Source organism: Pseudomonas sp. AMR01, from assembly GCF_041946035.1.
GTDB classification, from domain to species: Bacteria; Pseudomonadota; Gammaproteobacteria; order Pseudomonadales; family Pseudomonadaceae; genus Aquipseudomonas; species Aquipseudomonas antarctica_B.
The window spans coordinates 1-16,445 of sequence record NZ_JAUTYR010000046.1; the positions used below are offsets into that span (position 1 = coordinate 1).

Genomic DNA, 16,445 nt, shown 5'->3' on the forward strand with positions numbered 1-16,445 from the left:
GGTGGGGCGAAGACCTTTTGCTTACTTTTGGGTCTTTCCAAAAGTGAGCCGCTGTAAGAGCGGAACCGATATCAGCCATCACCGCAGCAACGGATATGTACCCCACCCCCTACACAGGCAACGTAATCCCAAACGTATTCCCACCCCCCTCACTACGCACAAACACATCCCCGCCGTGCATCAACGCAATCGCCTTAACGATCGCTAACCCCAACCCATGATTCGCGCCACTGTTACTGCGCGAAGCATCCACCCGATAAAACCGCTCAAACAGCCGGGGCAAGTGCTCACTGGCAATCTCATCGCCCGGGTTGGTCACCCCAATCGCCACCTGATGCGCCTGCACTTCAATCGTCACGTCGATCACCTGCCCCGGCGCGGTGTGCTGCACCGCATTGCTCAGCAGGTTAATCAAGGCCCGGCGCAGGTGGGCTTTTTCGATCTGCACCATGGCATCCCCGCGTACCTGAACCTCGACCTGCGCGTCTTCGAGAATAAAGTCGAGGTAGTCGAGAGTGGTAGCCACCTCATCGGCCAGTGAACTCTCGATCAGCTTGGTCGCCTTGCTGCCCTGATCGGCACTGGCCAGGAACAGCATGTCATTGATGATCGAGCGCAAGCGTTCCAGCTCTTCAAGGTTGGATTGCAGCACCTCGAAATAATGCTCGGCCGAACGCCCACGGGTCAGTGCCACTTGGGTCTGCCCGATCAGGTTGGTCAGCGGCGAGCGCAGTTCATGGGCCACATCGGCATTGAAGGATTCCAGGCGCGAATAAGCCTGTTCCACCCGGTCCAGCGTGGAGTTGAACGAATTAACGAACTGACTCAGTTCCGGCGGCAGCGGCGACAATTGCAGGCGCCCGGAGAGTTTCGGTGGCGCCAGTTTTTGTGCCTCATCCGACAGTTTGCTCAACGGCTTGAGGCCGATGCGCGAGACCCAAAACCCCAGCAGCGCTGCCAGCACCACGCCCACAAAGGCCAGGCCGATCAATGCGATCAACAATTGGTGCTGGGTTGCCCGGAAATTCTCGGTGTCGATGGCGATCATGAACCGCAGCGGTGGCCGTTGTTCTTTTGCCGCGAACTGGCTGACCAATACCTTGAACGGGTATTCATGCCCCGGCAGGCGCAAGTCGCGCTTGCCGGTCGGCCCTTCGGCGAAGGCGCGGATCTGCCCATCGGGGTTGCCGTATTCGTAGTTCGGATTGCTGCTCACCACCCAGAACCGAATGCGCTTGTCTTCCTCGCTGAGCAACTTGAGCTTGGCGGTAATTTTCGCCCAGTGATCCGGCGTGCCGAAGCGGTTCACCGAAGACTCCAGCACGCTGTAACGCGCATCCAGCTCAGCGCCGGGCAACAAGCCCAGGCCCCGGTCCACCTGTTGGTACAACGCGCCACCGATCAATACGAAGATCAGCAGCGCCACCAGGGTGAACATGCCGCTCAGGCGCAGGGCGATGGAGTTAGCCGACACTGCGGTTCTCCAACACGTAGCCCATGCCGCGAATGGTGTGCAGCAACTTGGTGTCGAACGGCCCGTCGAGCTTGGCGCGCAGGCGTTTGATCGCCACTTCCACCACGTTGGCGTCGCTGTCGAAATTGATGTCCCAGACCATCTCCGCAATCGCTGTCTTGGAGAGAATTTCACCCTGACGCCGCGCCAATACGCTGAGCAGTGAGAACTCCTTGGCGGTCAGGTCCAGACGCACGCCGTTGCGGCTGGCCTTGCGGCTTATCAAGTCTATCCACAGGTCGGACACGGTGACTTGCACCGGTTCATGGCCACCGCTGCGGCGGGTGAGGGCTTGCAGGCGCGCCACCAGTTCCAGGAAGGAAAACGGCTTGCCCAGGTAATCATCCGCGCCTTCGCGCAGGCCACGAATACGGTCTTCCACGCGCTCGCGGGCAGTGAGCATGATCACCGGCGTCTGCTTGCGCGCACGCAGCGCCCGCAGCACGCCAAAGCCATCGAGGCCCGGCAGCATCACGTCGAGCACAATCACCGCGTAATCGTTCTCCAGCGCCAGGTGCAAACCCTCGACGCCTTCGCGTGCTACATCCACGGTGTAACCCTGTTCCGTCAGGCCGCGATGCAGGTAGTCCGCGGTTTTTTCTTCATCTTCAATAATCAGGACGCGCATGAGCCTTTTGCTCCAGGACGGGGCCTTAGCCTCAATGTGTGGTCGCCAGCTCAAGCGCTGGTTTGGGCCTGTGGAAAAACCGCTCAAGGTACAAGTATATGACCGGAGTGGTGAACAGCGTCAGCGCCTGGCTCACCAGCAGCCCGCCGACCACCGCGATACCCAGTGGCTGGCGCAGTTCGGCGCCGGGGCCTGAACCGAGCATCAACGGAACCGCGCCAAGCAAGGCGGCGAGGGTGGTCATGATGATCGGCCGGAACCGCGTCACGCACGCTTCATAAATCGCCTCCTCAGGCGGTAGCCCGCGCACGCGCTGGGCGTCCAGTGCAAAGTCGATCATCAGGATGCCGTTTTTCTTGACGATACCGATCAGCAGCACCAGGCCGATCAACGCCATGATCGAAAAGTCCTGGCCGAGCAACCACAGCATGATCAAGGCGCCCAGGCCCGCCGAGGGCAGGGTCGAAATGATCGTCAACGGGTGCACGAAACTCTCATACAGCACACCCAGAATAATGTAGACCGCCACCAGCGCCGCGAGGATCAGCCACGGCTGGCTGGCCAGCGAACTCTGAAACGCCTGGGCCGCACCCTGGAAGGTGCCGATCATGGTGGCCGGCATGCCGATTTCGTTCTTGGCCTGGTTAAGCATGATCACCGCATCGCCCAACGCCACGCCGGGCGCGAGGTTGAACGACAGGTTGGCCGCCGGGAACATGCCGTCATGGCTGATGGACAACGGGCCCACGGTGGGCGGGTCGACCTTGGCCAGCGCCGACAGCGGCACCATTTCGTTGGTCAGCGGCGAGCGCAAGTAAAAGTAGTTCAGGCTTTCGGCCTTGCCGCGTTGCTGGGTGTCGAGTTCCAGCACCACTTGGTACTGGTTGATCTCGGTCTGAAACTCATTGATCTGGCGCTGGCCAAAGGCGTCATACAGCGCCTGGTCAACGTCGGTGGCGGTGAGGCCGAAGCGCGCGGCGGCCTGACGGTCGATGCTGATGTGGGTGATGCTGCCGCCCAGTTGCAGGTCGTTGGACAGGTCGCGAAACGCCGGGTTGGCGCGCAGTTTTTCGGTCAGGCGCTGGGTCCAGATGTTCAGCGTCGGGCCGTCGTTGCTCTTGAGCACGTATTGGTACTGGGCGCGGCTGGGGCCGGAGCTGAGGTTGATGTCCTGACCGGCGCGCAGGTACAGCACGATGCCGGGCACTTTCGCCAGTTTCGGGCGGATGCGGTCGATGAACTGGCTGGCGGACACGTCGCGATCACCACGGTCTTTCAAGGCGATCCAGAAGCGCCCGTTGGCGATGGTCTGGTTGCTGCCGGTCACGCCCACGGAGTGAGAAAAAGATTCCACCGCCGGGTCGGCCTTGACGATTTCGGCCAGGGCCTTGTGTTTGGCGACCATGTCCGGGTACGACACGTCGGCCGCCGCTTCGCTGGTGCCGAGCACAAAACCGGTGTCTTGTACCGGGAAAAATCCCTTGGGAATAAACACGTAGCCGACCACGGCCAGGGCCAGGGTCACCATGAAAATGGCCGCCATGCTGCGCTGATGCGCCAGCGCGCGGCGCAGGTTGCGCGCATAGGCGGCGAGCAGGCGCTCGCTGAAACCGGGTTTGTCGTGGGCATGGTGAGTGGGCGCGCGCATGAACAGCGCGGCCAGGGTCGGCGCCAATGTCAGCGACACCACCACCGAAATCAGGATGGTCGAGGTGGCGGTGAGTGCAAACTCCTTGAACAGTCGCCCGACAACGCCGCCCATGAACAGCAGCGGAATAAACGCGGCCACCAGCGAGAAGCTGATGGACACCACGGTAAAACCGATTTCGCCGGAGCCCTTGATCGCGGCCTCGCGCTTGTCGAGGCCAGCCTCCAGATGGCGGTGAATGTTCTCCACCACCACAATGGCATCGTCCACCACAAAACCCACGGCGATCACGATCGCCACCAGCGTGAGGTTGTTCAGGCTGAAGCTCATCAGGTACATCAGCGCAAAACTCGCCACCAGCGACACGCCGAGCACGCTGGATACAATCATCGTCGCCGAGAGCTGGCGCAGGAACAGCGCCATCACCGCCACCACCAGCAAAATCGCAATCAGCAGCGTCACTTCCACTTCATGCAGGGACGCGCGAATGGTCTTGGTGCGGTCGGTCAATACGCTGACGTTTACCGAGGTCGGCAGCATGCCTTCCAGGCGCGGCAGTTCGGCTTGAATGCGGTCCACGGTGTCGACGATATTCGCGCCGGGCTGGCGCGAAATCACCAGGTTGACGCCGGGTGTGTCACCGGACCAGGCCTGCACGTAGGCGTTTTCCGAACCGTTGACGACTTTGGCGATATCGCGCAGTTGAACCGGCGCGCCGTTCTTGTAGGAAACGATTAACTGGCCGTATTCCTCCGGGTGAAACAGCTGGTCGTTGGTCGACAGGGTCGACACGCTGTTTTCCCCGTAGATCGCGCCCTTGGCCAGGTTGAGGCTGGATTGCTGGATGGCCACGCGCACGTCAGCGAGGGTCAGGCCGATGGCCGCGAGCTTATCCGGCGAGGCTTGCACACGAATGGCCGGGCGTTGCTGGCCGGTGATGTTGATCTGGCCAACGCCGTCGATCTGGCTGATCTGGCGGGCCAGCAGGGTTTCCACGTAGTCACTCAGCTCGGTGCTGGGCATGCTGTCGGAGCTGACGCTGAGGATCAGCACCGGGCTGTCTGCCGGGTTGACCTTCTTCCAGGTCGGCAGGCTCGGCATGTCGCTGGGCAGCTTGCCGGACGCGGTGTTGATCGCCGCCTGCACTTCTTGCGCGGCGGTGTCGATGCTTTTGTTCAGGGTAAATTGCAGGGTCAGAAGGCTGGAGCCCAAGGCGCTGCTGGAGGTCATCTGGGTCATGCCGGGAATGGCGCTGAATTGCACCTCCAGCGGCGTGGCCACCGACGACGCCATGGTGTCCGGGCTGGCGCCGGGCAGGGTGGCGGTGACCTGTATCGTCGGAAATTCCGCTTCCGGCAGTGGGGCGACGGCCAAACGCGGGAAGGCAATCACCCCGAGCAGCACCAGAGCAAAGGTCAGCAGCAGCGTGGCGACCGGGTGGTCAACGCACCAGGCGGAAGGCGAACGGCTGCCACTCATGGCTGCACCTTGGCGTCGACGGTCTGGATCGTTTGCGGCGGCTCCTTGAGGATTTCCACTTGGGCACCGGCCTTGAGCCGCGACTGGCCATCACTGACCAATACATCCCCGGCGTTCACGCCCTTGATGATGTTGATGTCGCTGTTCTGATAGACCACTTGCACCGGCACAACTTCGACCTTGTCGCCGTTGACCCGGTACACAAAATGCGAATCCAGGCCACGTTGCACCACGGTCGGTGGCACCACCAGCGCCGATTTGTCGAGGGCGGTCTGGATCTTGATGGTCACCAGTTGCCCCGGCCACAGGCGCTGCGACGCATTATTGAATTCAGCCTTGGCGCGCAGGGTGCCGGTGGTGGAGCTGATCTGGTTGTCGATCAGGCTCAAGTGGCCTTCGCCGAGCAGGTCGCCGGTCTGGCCGTCGGTGTCGGCGCCCTGGTAGGCGTCGACACTGGCGCGGTCAGGCGCGGCGATCAGGCCTTGCAGGGTTGGGAGCATCTGTTGCGGCAGGGCGAACTCGACGGCAATCGGGTCGATCTGGGTCACGGAAAACAGGCCCTGGGTATCGCTCATTCGCAGGAAGTTACCTTCATCCACACTGCGAATACCCACGCGACCGGTGACGGGAGAACGAATCTGGGTGTAGGAAAGCTGCACCTGAGCCGAATCGATTGCTGCCTGATTGCCCTGCGCGGTGGCCTTGAGCTGATTCACCAGCGCTTGTTGCTGATCGTAAGTCTGCTTCGACACGCCGTCGTCGATGCTCAGTTCCTTGTAGCGCTTGAGGTTGACCAGCGCCACTTGCAGCTGTGCCTGGCTTTCGCCCAGCTGCGCCTTGGCCTGGTCGAGGCTGGCGCGGATCGAGCGGTCATCGATGGTCGCCAGCAGATCGCCGGTTTTCACCAATTGGCCTTCCTTGACCAGCAATTTGGTGAGAATGCCGTCGATTTGCGGGCGGATCACCACGCTGTGCAGCGACAGCACCGAACCAATACCGCTGACAAACCGCGGAATGTCTTGTTGGGTCACGCTCACCACGCGTACCGGGATCGCAGTCGGCGCCGCGAGTTTGGTCTTGGCCGGCCGAGTCAGCGCCCAGGCTGCAATCGCCACGACCACGAGGACACCCGCAATGAGGGCGGTTTTTCGTTGAATGTGCATGGGGTGAGGCGCCGGGGCAAAGGGTTGGAAGACTAGAAGACCCTTTATAACGCGCTGATCCGGTCAGTAGAGTGACCGCTATCTGACAGCGCTGTCAGTAAAGTCCCGCCGTTCGTACCGGCGGTGGTTAAAGATCCGATGCGCGCAGGTATACTGCGCGCCTGCGTGCCCGGCAAGCCGGCCCGCCTCATTTTTTGTACGCTTCGGAGCTTTCATGACTTCCCCGACACAACCCCCTGTTGAAGCGGCCGACCTCGTCGATCCGGCCGACGCTGAAAGCGTTGAAAAAGCCGAGATCCCGGCGTTCAAGTTTCCGTTCAAACCGGGTGAGCTGGCCGGGGCCAAAAATGCCGCCCAGCCTTGGTACAAAAACGGCGCCAAAAACGGCCACACCAAGTCGCCAGGCATGGCGCCGCCGGGCACTCGCCGCTCCATGGGTAAACGCTGAGGTTAATCAGCGGCATGCATTGTCGGCATCGGCCTACAACGCCTGCTGATTTTTCCGCTTGTGGGTCAACGTCCGCTTCTTGAAAGCTGCACAACCTTTACTTCGCCCCTTGTTCTTCGTCGGGGCGTGGCGAGGCTGATCTTTCCGGAAAAGGACGTCCCCTGTGGTCCTCATACACCGTTGTGTAGTGTTTGCCCTATTGCTGTTGATGGACGCCGCTGCGGCCGCTGACCCACCGCGAAGTGAAATCCGCTTCGCGGTCGCCGCGCAGTTCCCGCCCTTCCAAAGCCGTGACGGGCAAGGTCAGTTGGTGGGGCTGAATATCGACCTCGGCAATGCCTTATGCCAACAGCTCAACGTGCGCTGCGTCTGGGTTGATCAGGTGCAGGTTGAGAACTTCCCGGCCCTTGAGGCCCGGCAGTTCGACGCAATCATGGGCATGGCGCCCACCTCAAAGCGGCGCCAGTGGGTGAATTTCACCGACAACCTCTACCCGTTCACCACTCGGCTGGTGGCCCGCAAGGGATCCGGTTTGTTGCCCACGGCACGCTCGCTTAAAGGCAAACGAGTCGGCGTGCTGCTGGGCAGTAATCGCGAAGCCTTCGCCCGTTCGAAATGGGCCCCGGCGGGCGTCATCGTCAAGAGTTTCTGGCTCAATGACGAACTGGCCCGCAGCCTGGTGGCCGGCACTATTGATGCAACCCTGCAAGGCACGGTGGAAATCCGCAGGACATTGCTCGACACCGCCAGCGGCCAGGATTTTGATTTCCTCGGCCCGGCGGTTTCTGCCGAACTGTTGGGTGACGGCGTGGCCATCGCGGTGCGCAAGCCCGATACCCCGTTGCGCAATGAGCTCAACAGCGCCCTTAAACAGTTGATTCAGAGCGGTGAGTACCAGCGAATCATGCAGCCCTACAACCTGGATGAACTGTCTGCCAGCCCATAATGGCGGCAGCAGCGACGCTGGTCAGGCGGCGCGCAAGGAGATAAAGGCATAGTTGGCTGGCACCTCGGTCGCAATCTGCGCGCCGGCGTCCAGCAGCTGTTCGGCGATATCCATTCCGGATACGTGAAACACCCACTCATTAGCCACGCAAGGTTGCTCGAGTGCCAACTCGATGGCCTGGGCAAATGCATTCATGTCCGGCAGGTAGGCGGTAAACCCATCGCCCTTGAGTGCCGTGGTGCGAATGCCGAGCAAGGCGCACACCGCTTGCTTGGTCTGTACATCGTCGCGGTCGGCCTGGCGTGAACGGCGGATCAACTCCGCAAGTTCCTTGTCCATCAGCTCACCGCCGACGATCAACGCCGGGCCTTGTTCCCAGGATTGCGGCGGGCAGTCCTTGGCGGCAGGGTTGAGCGGGATGTGCGGGTTGATCTCCATCGGGTAGATGCGACACACCAGCGGGCGACGGTCATAAATGCCGCAGCGGTTGTCTTCGTCAAGATTCCGGCAGCGCCCGGCGTTGTAAGCGGCAAAGGTGATTGCCACAAATGCCTCGGTATTGCCGCTGGGCACCACCACCGAACGGCGCTCGGCGTGCTCGCGTTGTTGCAGGGGCAGGCCCAGCCCGTTGCCGAGAAAACCTTCCACCAAAACAATCACGTTACCGCCGTCCGCCGCCCACTGTCGGGCTTCCAGGAGGGTCAGGGGCACGTGGTGGTCGGTGCAGCATTTGCCGCAACCTACGCAGGAAAAATGAGTATTCATGGAGGATCTGTCACCAGGCAAGGTCAGAGGGCACTCGTCAGCGGTGACGGGTTTTTACCTCTGTTCACCGCTTGGGTTCTCTGGAAGCAAGTTATGCGCCAGTGCCCGTCAGCTCTGCGGCACCACGTCACGCAGGACAAATACCATGCCCGCGCTTTCATACAGCTGCCGGGCGCGCAGGTTGCTCTCGCGCACCTTGAGGTCCACATACGGCTCGCCGCGGCTTTTGAACACGTGGAAGCTGTGCAACAGCAAAGCGCGGCCCAGCCCCTGGCCTTGCGCGTCGGGGTGAACGGAGAGGTTTTTGATAAACGCGCTGGTCCAGCACTGCGCCACACCCACAATGCCTTCGGCGTTACTGGCCACCAGGCACAGCGTGGGGTCGAACTCGGCATCGGTGATAAACCGCTGTCGCCATTGATCCAGGCCGGCGACACGGCCGCCGCCCTGTTCCTGAGTCAGGCTCAGCAGCGCATGAATTGCCGGGGCCAGCTCATCACGGTAATGGTCCAGCCGCGTACCCGCCGGCCACCGCGGCACCGGCAGGCTGCCGGTGAGGTCGCGGCGTAACAGTTGAAAGTAATCGGCCAACGTTTACAGACCCTTTTGCGCCACGGCTTGGGCGGCAACCACCAGGCACTTGGTCAGCTCAGGCGAGGAGAACTTGGTGAGCACCACGTCGGCACCGGCCACACGGGCTTTTTCGCTGTTCATCGCGCTGTCCAAAGAGGTGTGCAGCAATATGTACAGGTGCTGGAAATCCGGGGTTTCGCGCAGGGTGCGGGTGAGGGCGTAACCGTCCATCTCGGACATTTCAATGTCTGATACCACCACGTTGATCTGCTCGGCCGTGCCTTGCAGCTCCAGCAGCACGTCGATGGCTTCCTTGGCGCTGCGGGCGGTGTGGCAGGTCAAACCGAGGTTGCGCAAGGTATGCACCGATTGCTGCAACGCCACCTGGCTGTCGTCGACCACCAGGATCCGCGCGTTGCCCAGCACTTCGGCCTCTTCCATGGTCAAGTCGGTGGGCGCGACTTCAATCGGTGCCGGGGCGATGCCATGGATAACCTTCTCGATATCCAGCACCTGCACCAAGCCGCCTTCAACCTGGGTCACGCCGGTGATAAACGAACGATTACCGCCCGAACCATACGGCGGCGGGCGGATATCGGTGGTCAGGCAGTGCACGATCTTGCTCACTGCCTGCACGTGCAAACCCTGCTTGGAGCGGCTGACGTCGGTGACGATCAGGCAGCCGCCGTTCGGGTCCTGCAGCGGCATTTCACCGAGGGCGCGGCTCAGGTCGATCACCGACAACGAAGCACCGCGCAGGGTGGCGATGCCTTTGACGTGGGGGTGCGACTCCGGCAGCTTGGTCAGCGGCGGGCAGGGGATGATTTCACTGACTTTCAACAGGTTGATCGCCATCAGCTTGCCGCTGCGCAAGGTAAAGAGCAGAAGCGAAAGTGAATCTGCGCGGGCTTTGGTGGTGGACATAAAAACCTTCTGTGGATCAGGGATGACGATCTATAGAGGGTTATCGACCCCGGTCATGGAAACTGTAGGGCGAACTGTTGTGGCGCGCGAACCCCCACAAAAAGCCCGGCCTACATGAGTGACGTGTCAGCCCTTCCAGACTTGCGGGTTCACCAGGTCCTGCGGGCGCTGGCCCAGCAAGGCGCTGCGCAGGTTGTCCAGGGCGCGGTTGGCCATGGCTTCGCGGGTTTCATTCGTCGCCGAGCCGATGTGCGGCAGGGTCACGGCATTGCTCAACTGAAACAACGGCGACTGCGCCAGCGGCTCCTGCTCATACACATCCAGCCCCGCACCGCGAATACGCCCGGTTTGCAGGGCTTCGATCAGCGCCGGTTCATCCACCACCGGGCCACGGGAAATATTGATCAGGATCGCGCCGGGCTTCATCAGCCCCAACTCACGGGCGCTGATCAGATGACGGGTCTTGTCACTCAACGGCACCACCAGGCAGACGAAATCCGCCTCCGCCAGCAACTGGTCCAGGCTGCGGAACTGCGCGCCCAGCTCCTGTTCCAGTGCGGTCTTGCGGCTGTTGCCGCTGTACAGAATCGGCATGTTGAAACCCAGGCGGCCACGGCGGGCCACGGCCGCGCCGATATTGCCCATGCCGACGATGCCCAGGGTCTTGCCGTGTACATCACAGCCAAACAACGGCGCGCCAACGCTGGCTTTCCATTGGCCGGCCTTGGTCCAGGCGTCCAGCTCGGCCACACGCCGTGCGCTGCTCATCAGCAGAGCAAACGCCAGGTCGGCGGTGCTTTCGGTGAGTACATCCGGGGTGTTGGTGAGCATGATCCCGCGCTCGTTGAAGTACGCCACGTCGTAGTTGTCGTAGCCCACCGACACGCTGGACACCACTTCCAGTTTGCTCGCGCCTTCCAGCTGCGCGCGGCCCAGCTTGCGGCCCACACCGATCAAACCGTGGGCGTGGGGCAGGGCTTCAATGAATTGAGCATTGATGTCCCCGCGCTTGGGGTCGGGCGATATCACCTCGAAATCCTGTTGCAGGCGTTCGATCATTTGTGGGGTGACACGGCTGAAGGCGAGGACAGTCTTTTTCATGGCAGGCGGGCTCATCGACTACGAAAGAATGCCAAGCAACCTAACATTCCTGGTCAGGGTTGTCAGGACACTGCAGATCAAAAGTGGGCAGAGGGTAACTGTGGGAGCTGGCTTGCCTGCGATGCAGGCAACTCGGTGTATCAGTCAGACCGGGTTGATGCTATCGCAGGCAAGCCAGCTCCCACAGTTAAACTCGGTTGCCGGATAAAAATCAGTTCGCCAGCCGAACGCCGCCCAAACCGCCACTCAACTCATACGCCGCCAACTCTGCCTGATGCGCCGCCAGTATCTCCGGCAGTGAGCCGCGCAGGTATTCCACCCACGTCTTGATCTTCGCGTCCAAATACTGGCGCGACGGGTAGATGGCGTACAGGTTCAGCTCTTGCGAGCGGTAGGTCGGCATCACCCGCACCAGCGTGCCGTTGCGCAGGCCTTCAATGGCCGCATACACCGGCAGCAGGCCGACGCCCATGCCACTGGTGATCGCGGTTTTCATCGCGTCGGCCGAGTTGACCAGAAATGGCGAGGTATTGATCGCCACGCTTTCCTGGCCTTCGGGGCCGTTGAAGGTCCATTTATCCAGCTGGATCACCGGGCTCACCAAGCGCAGGCACGCGTGGTTAAGCAAATCCTGAGGGCGTTGCGCGCAGCCCTTGGCCTTGACGTAATCCGGCGAGGCGCAGGCGATGCTGTAGGTGATGCCCAGACGTTGTGACACAAACCCCGAATCCGGCAGCTCGCTGGCCAGCACGATGGACACGTCGTAGCCCTCGTCGAGCAGGTCCGGCACGCGGTTGGCCAGGGTCAGGTCGAAGGTCACGTCGGGGTGGGTGCGGCGGTAGCGGGCAATCGCGTCAATCACGAAATGCTGGCCGATGCCGGTCATGGTGTGCACTTTCAACTGGCCGGCGGGGCGCGCATGCGCATCGCTGGCCTCGGCTTCGGCTTCTTCGACGTAGGCGAGGATTTGCTCGCAGCGCAGCAAATAACGTTTGCCGGCTTCGGTCAGCGCGATGCGTCGAGTGGTGCGGTTGAGCAAGCGGGTTTGCAGGTGGGCCTCCAGGTTGGAGACCGCGCGCGAGACGTTGGCAGTGGTGGTGTCCAGTTGCACGGCGGCGGCGGTGAAGCTGCCGGCCTCGGCCACGCAACTGAAAGCGCGCATGTTTTGCAAAGTGTCCATGGAGTGTTCTCAGGGGAGATGACAAATTGTGACAGATAGTTGCGCCGTCCAGTGATCCCTACCAACGGATTATCGCTTGAACGGTAACAAAGATTCACAGGAATGCCAGCTTATCGTCCTCCATTGCGGCCCCTAGAATTGCGCCACCTCTCGCGCAACACCCTCTCAGGAATTCGCTTGCCGTGCCGCGTCGCATCAGCAGAGAGCTGAAGACTCTCAGTGTTTGGGCCTTATCGTTAACCATCAGCGGCTGCATCGGAACCGTAGGAATTGCCCCCCAGGGTCAGGCCCTCAACGTCAACGCCCTGGCCACCGACGAAGCCATCCAGAGCGCCGCCCGTGATGCACACTGGCCTACCGCCCGATGGTGGCAAGCCTACGGCGACCCCCAACTCAACCGCTGGGTCGACCTTGCCACACGCAACAGCCCGAGCCTGGCCATGGCCGCTGCGCGAGTGCGTCAGGCGCGGGCGCTGGCCGGGGTTGCCGAGTCGGCCGAGTCGTTGCAGGTCAACAGCGACACCACGCTCAAGCGCCACAACTGGCCCAACGATCAGTTCTACGGCCCGGGCGAGTTGAGCGGTTCCACCACCTGGGATAACAATGCGTCCCTGGGCCTGAGCTACGCCCTCGACCTGTGGGGCCGCGAAAGTAACACCACCGAGCGCGCCGTTGACCTCGCCCACATGAGCGCTGCCGAAGCCCGCCAAGCCCAGCTTGAGCTACAGAACAACGTGGTGCGCGCCTATATCCAGTTGTCGTTGCACTACGCCAACCGCGACATCGTCGCCGCCACCCTGGCCCAGCAACAGCAGATTCTGGACTTGGCCAACAAACGCCTGAGCGCCGGAATCGGCACGCACTTTGACGTCAGCCAGGCCGAAACCCCGCTGCCGGAAACCCACCGCCAACTGGACGCTGTCGACGAGGAAATCGCCCTGAGCCGTAACCAGCTCGCCGCGTTGGCCGGCAAAGGTCCGGGGGAGGGCGCGCAGTTGCAGCGCCCGAGCCTGTCCCTTGCCGCGCCGCTGAAGCTGCCGTCGAGCCTGCCCGCGCAATTGCTCGGTCAGCGCCCGGACGTAGTCGCCAGCCGCTGGCAAGTCGCGGCACAGGCGCGCGGTATTGATGTGGCCCACGCAGCTTTTTATCCCAATGTGGATTTGGTTGGCAGCCTCGGCTACATGGCCACCGGCGGCGCCATGCTGGGCTTTCTAAGTGGCGAAAAACTCAACTACACCGTCGGCCCGGCGATCACATTGCCGATCTTCGACGGCGGCCGTTTGCGTGCGCAGCTGGGCGAGGCCAGTGCCGGGTATGACATCGCCGTCGCCCGCTATAACCAGACGCTGGTTAACGCGCTCAAAGGCATCAGCGACCAATTGATCCGCCGCGAATCCCTGGGCAAGCAGTCGGCCTTCGCCGCGCAGTCGGTGGCTTCGGCGCAGAAAACCTACGACATCGCGACCATCGCCTATCAGCGCGGCCTCACCGATTACCTCAATGTGCTCAACGCCCAGACCTTGCTGTTCCGCCAGCAACAGATCGAGCAACAGGTGCAGGCCGCGCGCCTAAGTGCCCACGCCGAACTGGTCACCGCGTTGGGCGGCGGCCTCAGCGCCGGTAACGACGCCCCGCAAGACGCCAAGACGCTCCCAGGCAAAACCCCGGCGGCGCTGGCCGTGTTTGATCACTGAGTAGGATTTAATGACCCCCTTGCCTGCACCGCTGCGCCTGCTGCATTCCCTTGAGTGGCGCCGTGGTTTTTTCGACTGGGCACGCAGCGACGGCGTGACCTGGATGTACATCTTCAAGGTGCTGATCGCCGCGTTCCTCACGCTGTGGCTGGCCATGCGCCTGGAACTGCCGCAACCGCGTACGGCGATGATCACCGTGTTTATCGTGATGCAGCCCCAGAGCGGCCAGGTATTCGCCAAAAGTTTTTACCGCTTCCTTGGCACCCTGGCCGGCTCGGCGGTGATGGTCTTTCTGATCGCCTTGTTTGCGCAGAACACTGAATTGTTCCTCGGCGCGCTGGCGATCTGGGTAGGCATTTGTACCGCTGGCGCCACGCGTAACCGCAACTTTCGCGCCTATGGGTTTGTGCTGGCGGGCTACACGGCGGCGATGGTCGGTTTGCCGGCGCTGGCGCATCCGGACGGCGCATTTATGGCGGCGGTGTGGCGCTTGCTGGAAATTTCCCTGGGGATTCTCTGCTCCACGCTGGTCAGCGCGGCGATCCTGCCGCAAACCTCCAGCGCTGCCATGCGCAACGCTTTGTATCAGCGCTTCGGCGTGTTCGCGCTGTTCGTCACCGACGGCCTGCGCGGTCGCAGCGGGCGTGAAGCGTTCGAGGCCAGCAACGTGCGCTTTATCGCCGAAGCCGTGGGCCTGGAAGGGCTGCGCAGCGTCACCGTGTTCGAAGACCCGCACATGCGTCGGCGCAATGGTCGGCTCAGCCGCCTCAATAGCGAATTCATGAGCATCACCACGCGCTTCAACGCCTTGCACCAGCTGCTTGAACGCCTGCGCGCCGATCAGGCCGACCATGTGGTCGCGGCGATCAAACCCGGCCTGCAAGACCTTGCCGAAGTGCTCGACGGTTTCTCCGGGCGCGCCCTCACCAGCCCAGACGCCGCACGCTTGGTGGCGCAGTTGAGCGCCTACAAGGACGGCCTGCCCGCCAAGGTGCGCAGCCTGCGCGCGAGCTTCCAGGAGGGTGAACCGAGCGAAGCCGAGCAGCTGGATTTTCACACCGCCTACGAACTGCTCTACCGCTTCGTCGACGACCTGCACAACTACGCACAAACCCACGCCTCGCTGGCCGACCACCGCCATGCCCGCGAACAGTGGGACGAAACCTTCATCCCCAAAACCAACTGGCTGGCCTGCGCCGCTTCCGGCATTCGCGCGTCGTTCATCCTGATCGTGCTCGGCAGTTACTGGGTTGCTACCGCCTGGCCCAGCGGCGCAACCATGACCCTGATCGCCGCCGCCACCGTGGGCCTGTCCGCCGCCACGCCGAACCCGAAACGCATGGCGTTCCAGATGGCCTGCGGCACCTTGATCGGTGCGCTGGTGGGCTTTGTCGAAATGTTCTTTGTGTTCCCTTTCATCGACGGCTTCCCACTGCTGTGTGTGATGCTCGCGCCCGTGATCATCTTCGGCTCTTTCCTCGCCTCACGCCCGCAATACGCAGGCGTCGGCGTGGGCCTGTTGATCTTCTTCAGCACCGGCTCGGTGCCGGACAACCTCACGGTCTACAACCCCTACACCTTCATCAACGACTACATCGCCATGGTCATCGGCATGCTGGTGTGCGCGGCGGCGGGGGCGATCATCTTGCCGCCCAACAGTCGCTGGCTGTGGCGGCGTCTGGAGCAGGATCTGCGCGAGCAAGTGGTGTACGCCATCAGCGGCAAACTCAAGGGCCTGGCGTCGAGTTTTGAAAGCCGCACCCGTGACCTGCTGCATCAGGCCTATGGCCTCGCCGTCGGCCAGCCGCAGGTGCAGCGCGACCTGCTGCGCTGGATGTTTGTGGTGCTGGAAGTCGGCCACGCGATCATCGAATTGCGCAAGGAACAAGCGATTCTGCCGGTGCACCCGGCGTATGCCGAATCCCAGCCATGGCGCCAGGCGATCCGCGTGATGGGCCGCTCGCTGGTGCGGCTATTCCTGCAACCCAGCGCAAGCAATCTGGAGCGCGGCCTGATTGCGGTCGACCACGCGATCAGCCGCGTGCAGGCTACCGACGAACCCTTCGCCCCGCACTTCGACACCTCGGCCCTTCGCCGGGTGAAAAGCTACCTGCACTTTATCCGCACCTCGCTGCTGGACCCGCAATCGCCGTTGGCGGCTTTGAAAGGATCTGCGAATGCCCCGTGAAATCGCCTTCCACGGCCTCTACATGCCGACCATGACCCTGATGTTTTTCATCGCGGCCGCCCTGGCCTGGGCCCTTGACCGCTTCCTGTCCGGGTTCGACCTGTACCGTTTTTTCTGGCACCCGGCGTTGCTGCGCCTGAGCCTGTTCGTTTGCTTGTTCGGCGCCTTGGCGCTGACCGTCTACCGTTGAGAATG

Annotated in this window: 14 protein-coding genes; 5 read left to right on the forward strand and 9 right to left on the reverse strand. The window is 62.1% G+C overall.

The window, feature by feature from the left end; all coding sequences use genetic code 11:
* Positions 1-109: 109 nt before the first annotated feature.
* From Q7C20_RS24265 to Q7C20_RS24280, 4 genes are read right to left on the reverse strand one after another with little or no spacing between them, the layout of a single operon-like run.
* Positions 110-1,474, reverse strand: a complete 1,365-nt coding sequence (locus Q7C20_RS24265) for a heavy metal sensor histidine kinase (RefSeq protein ID WP_375070840.1) — start codon at positions 1,472-1,474, stop codon at positions 110-112.
* A complete protein-coding gene (locus Q7C20_RS24270; protein ID WP_375070841.1) occupies positions 1,464-2,141 on the reverse strand; it encodes a heavy metal response regulator transcription factor in 678 nt (225 codons plus the stop codon). Before Q7C20_RS24270 ends, Q7C20_RS24265 begins: the two co-directional genes overlap by 11 nt.
* Before the next feature lie 31 nt (positions 2,142-2,172).
* Entirely contained in the window at positions 2,173-5,268 is a 3,096-nt protein-coding gene (locus Q7C20_RS24275) for a multidrug efflux RND transporter permease subunit (RefSeq protein ID WP_375070842.1), read from the reverse strand.
* Positions 5,265-6,431: an efflux RND transporter periplasmic adaptor subunit gene (locus tag Q7C20_RS24280; RefSeq protein WP_375070843.1), complete on the reverse strand. Its 1,167-nt coding sequence runs from the start codon at positions 6,429-6,431 to the stop codon at positions 5,265-5,267. Before Q7C20_RS24280 ends, Q7C20_RS24275 begins: the two co-directional genes overlap by 4 nt.
* Before the next feature lie 214 nt (positions 6,432-6,645).
* Between Q7C20_RS24280 and Q7C20_RS24285 the strand changes: the two genes are divergently transcribed.
* Complete coding sequence (locus tag Q7C20_RS24285; RefSeq protein ID WP_078740810.1) at positions 6,646-6,879, forward strand: hypothetical protein; 234 nt, start codon at positions 6,646-6,648, stop codon at positions 6,877-6,879.
* Between the two features lie 163 nt (positions 6,880-7,042).
* Complete coding sequence (locus tag Q7C20_RS24290) at positions 7,043-7,825, forward strand: transporter substrate-binding domain-containing protein (RefSeq protein ID WP_375070844.1); 783 nt, start codon at positions 7,043-7,045, stop codon at positions 7,823-7,825.
* A gap of 21 nt (positions 7,826-7,846) precedes the next feature.
* Here the strand turns inward: Q7C20_RS24290 and Q7C20_RS24295 are convergent, their stop codons facing one another.
* From Q7C20_RS24295 to Q7C20_RS24315, 5 genes are all read right to left on the reverse strand, one after another.
* Positions 7,847-8,590, reverse strand: coding sequence for a YkgJ family cysteine cluster protein (locus Q7C20_RS24295; protein WP_375070845.1), 744 nt, complete (start codon positions 8,588-8,590; stop codon positions 7,847-7,849).
* Between the two features lie 108 nt (positions 8,591-8,698).
* Positions 8,699-9,181 (reverse strand): GNAT family N-acetyltransferase, encoded by a 483-nt coding sequence (locus Q7C20_RS24300; protein ID WP_375070846.1) that lies wholly within the window; start codon positions 9,179-9,181, stop codon positions 8,699-8,701.
* A 3-nt stretch (positions 9,182-9,184) separates the two neighbouring features.
* Complete coding sequence (locus Q7C20_RS24305; protein WP_348059269.1) at positions 9,185-10,087, reverse strand: chemotaxis protein; 903 nt, start codon at positions 10,085-10,087, stop codon at positions 9,185-9,187.
* Positions 10,088-10,213: 126 nt separating this feature from the next.
* Entirely contained in the window at positions 10,214-11,188 is a 975-nt protein-coding gene (locus tag Q7C20_RS24310) for a 2-hydroxyacid dehydrogenase (protein WP_375070847.1), read from the reverse strand.
* 211 nt (positions 11,189-11,399) lie between these two features.
* Complete coding sequence (locus Q7C20_RS24315; protein ID WP_348059265.1) at positions 11,400-12,368, reverse strand: LysR family transcriptional regulator; 969 nt, start codon at positions 12,366-12,368, stop codon at positions 11,400-11,402.
* A gap of 182 nt (positions 12,369-12,550) precedes the next feature.
* On the opposite strand from Q7C20_RS24315, the gene Q7C20_RS24320 reads away from it, so the two are divergent.
* From Q7C20_RS24320 to Q7C20_RS24330, 3 genes are read left to right on the forward strand one after another with little or no spacing between them, the layout of a single operon-like run.
* Positions 12,551-14,062 (forward strand): efflux transporter outer membrane subunit, encoded by a 1,512-nt coding sequence (locus Q7C20_RS24320; RefSeq protein ID WP_375070848.1) that lies wholly within the window; start codon positions 12,551-12,553, stop codon positions 14,060-14,062.
* A 10-nt stretch (positions 14,063-14,072) separates the two neighbouring features.
* Entirely contained in the window at positions 14,073-16,250 is a 2,178-nt protein-coding gene (locus Q7C20_RS24325) for an FUSC family protein (protein WP_375070849.1), read from the forward strand.
* Positions 16,240-16,440, forward strand: coding sequence for a DUF1656 domain-containing protein (locus Q7C20_RS24330; protein ID WP_348059259.1), 201 nt, complete (start codon positions 16,240-16,242; stop codon positions 16,438-16,440). Before Q7C20_RS24325 ends, Q7C20_RS24330 begins: the two co-directional genes overlap by 11 nt.
* Positions 16,441-16,445 lie beyond the last annotated feature (5 nt).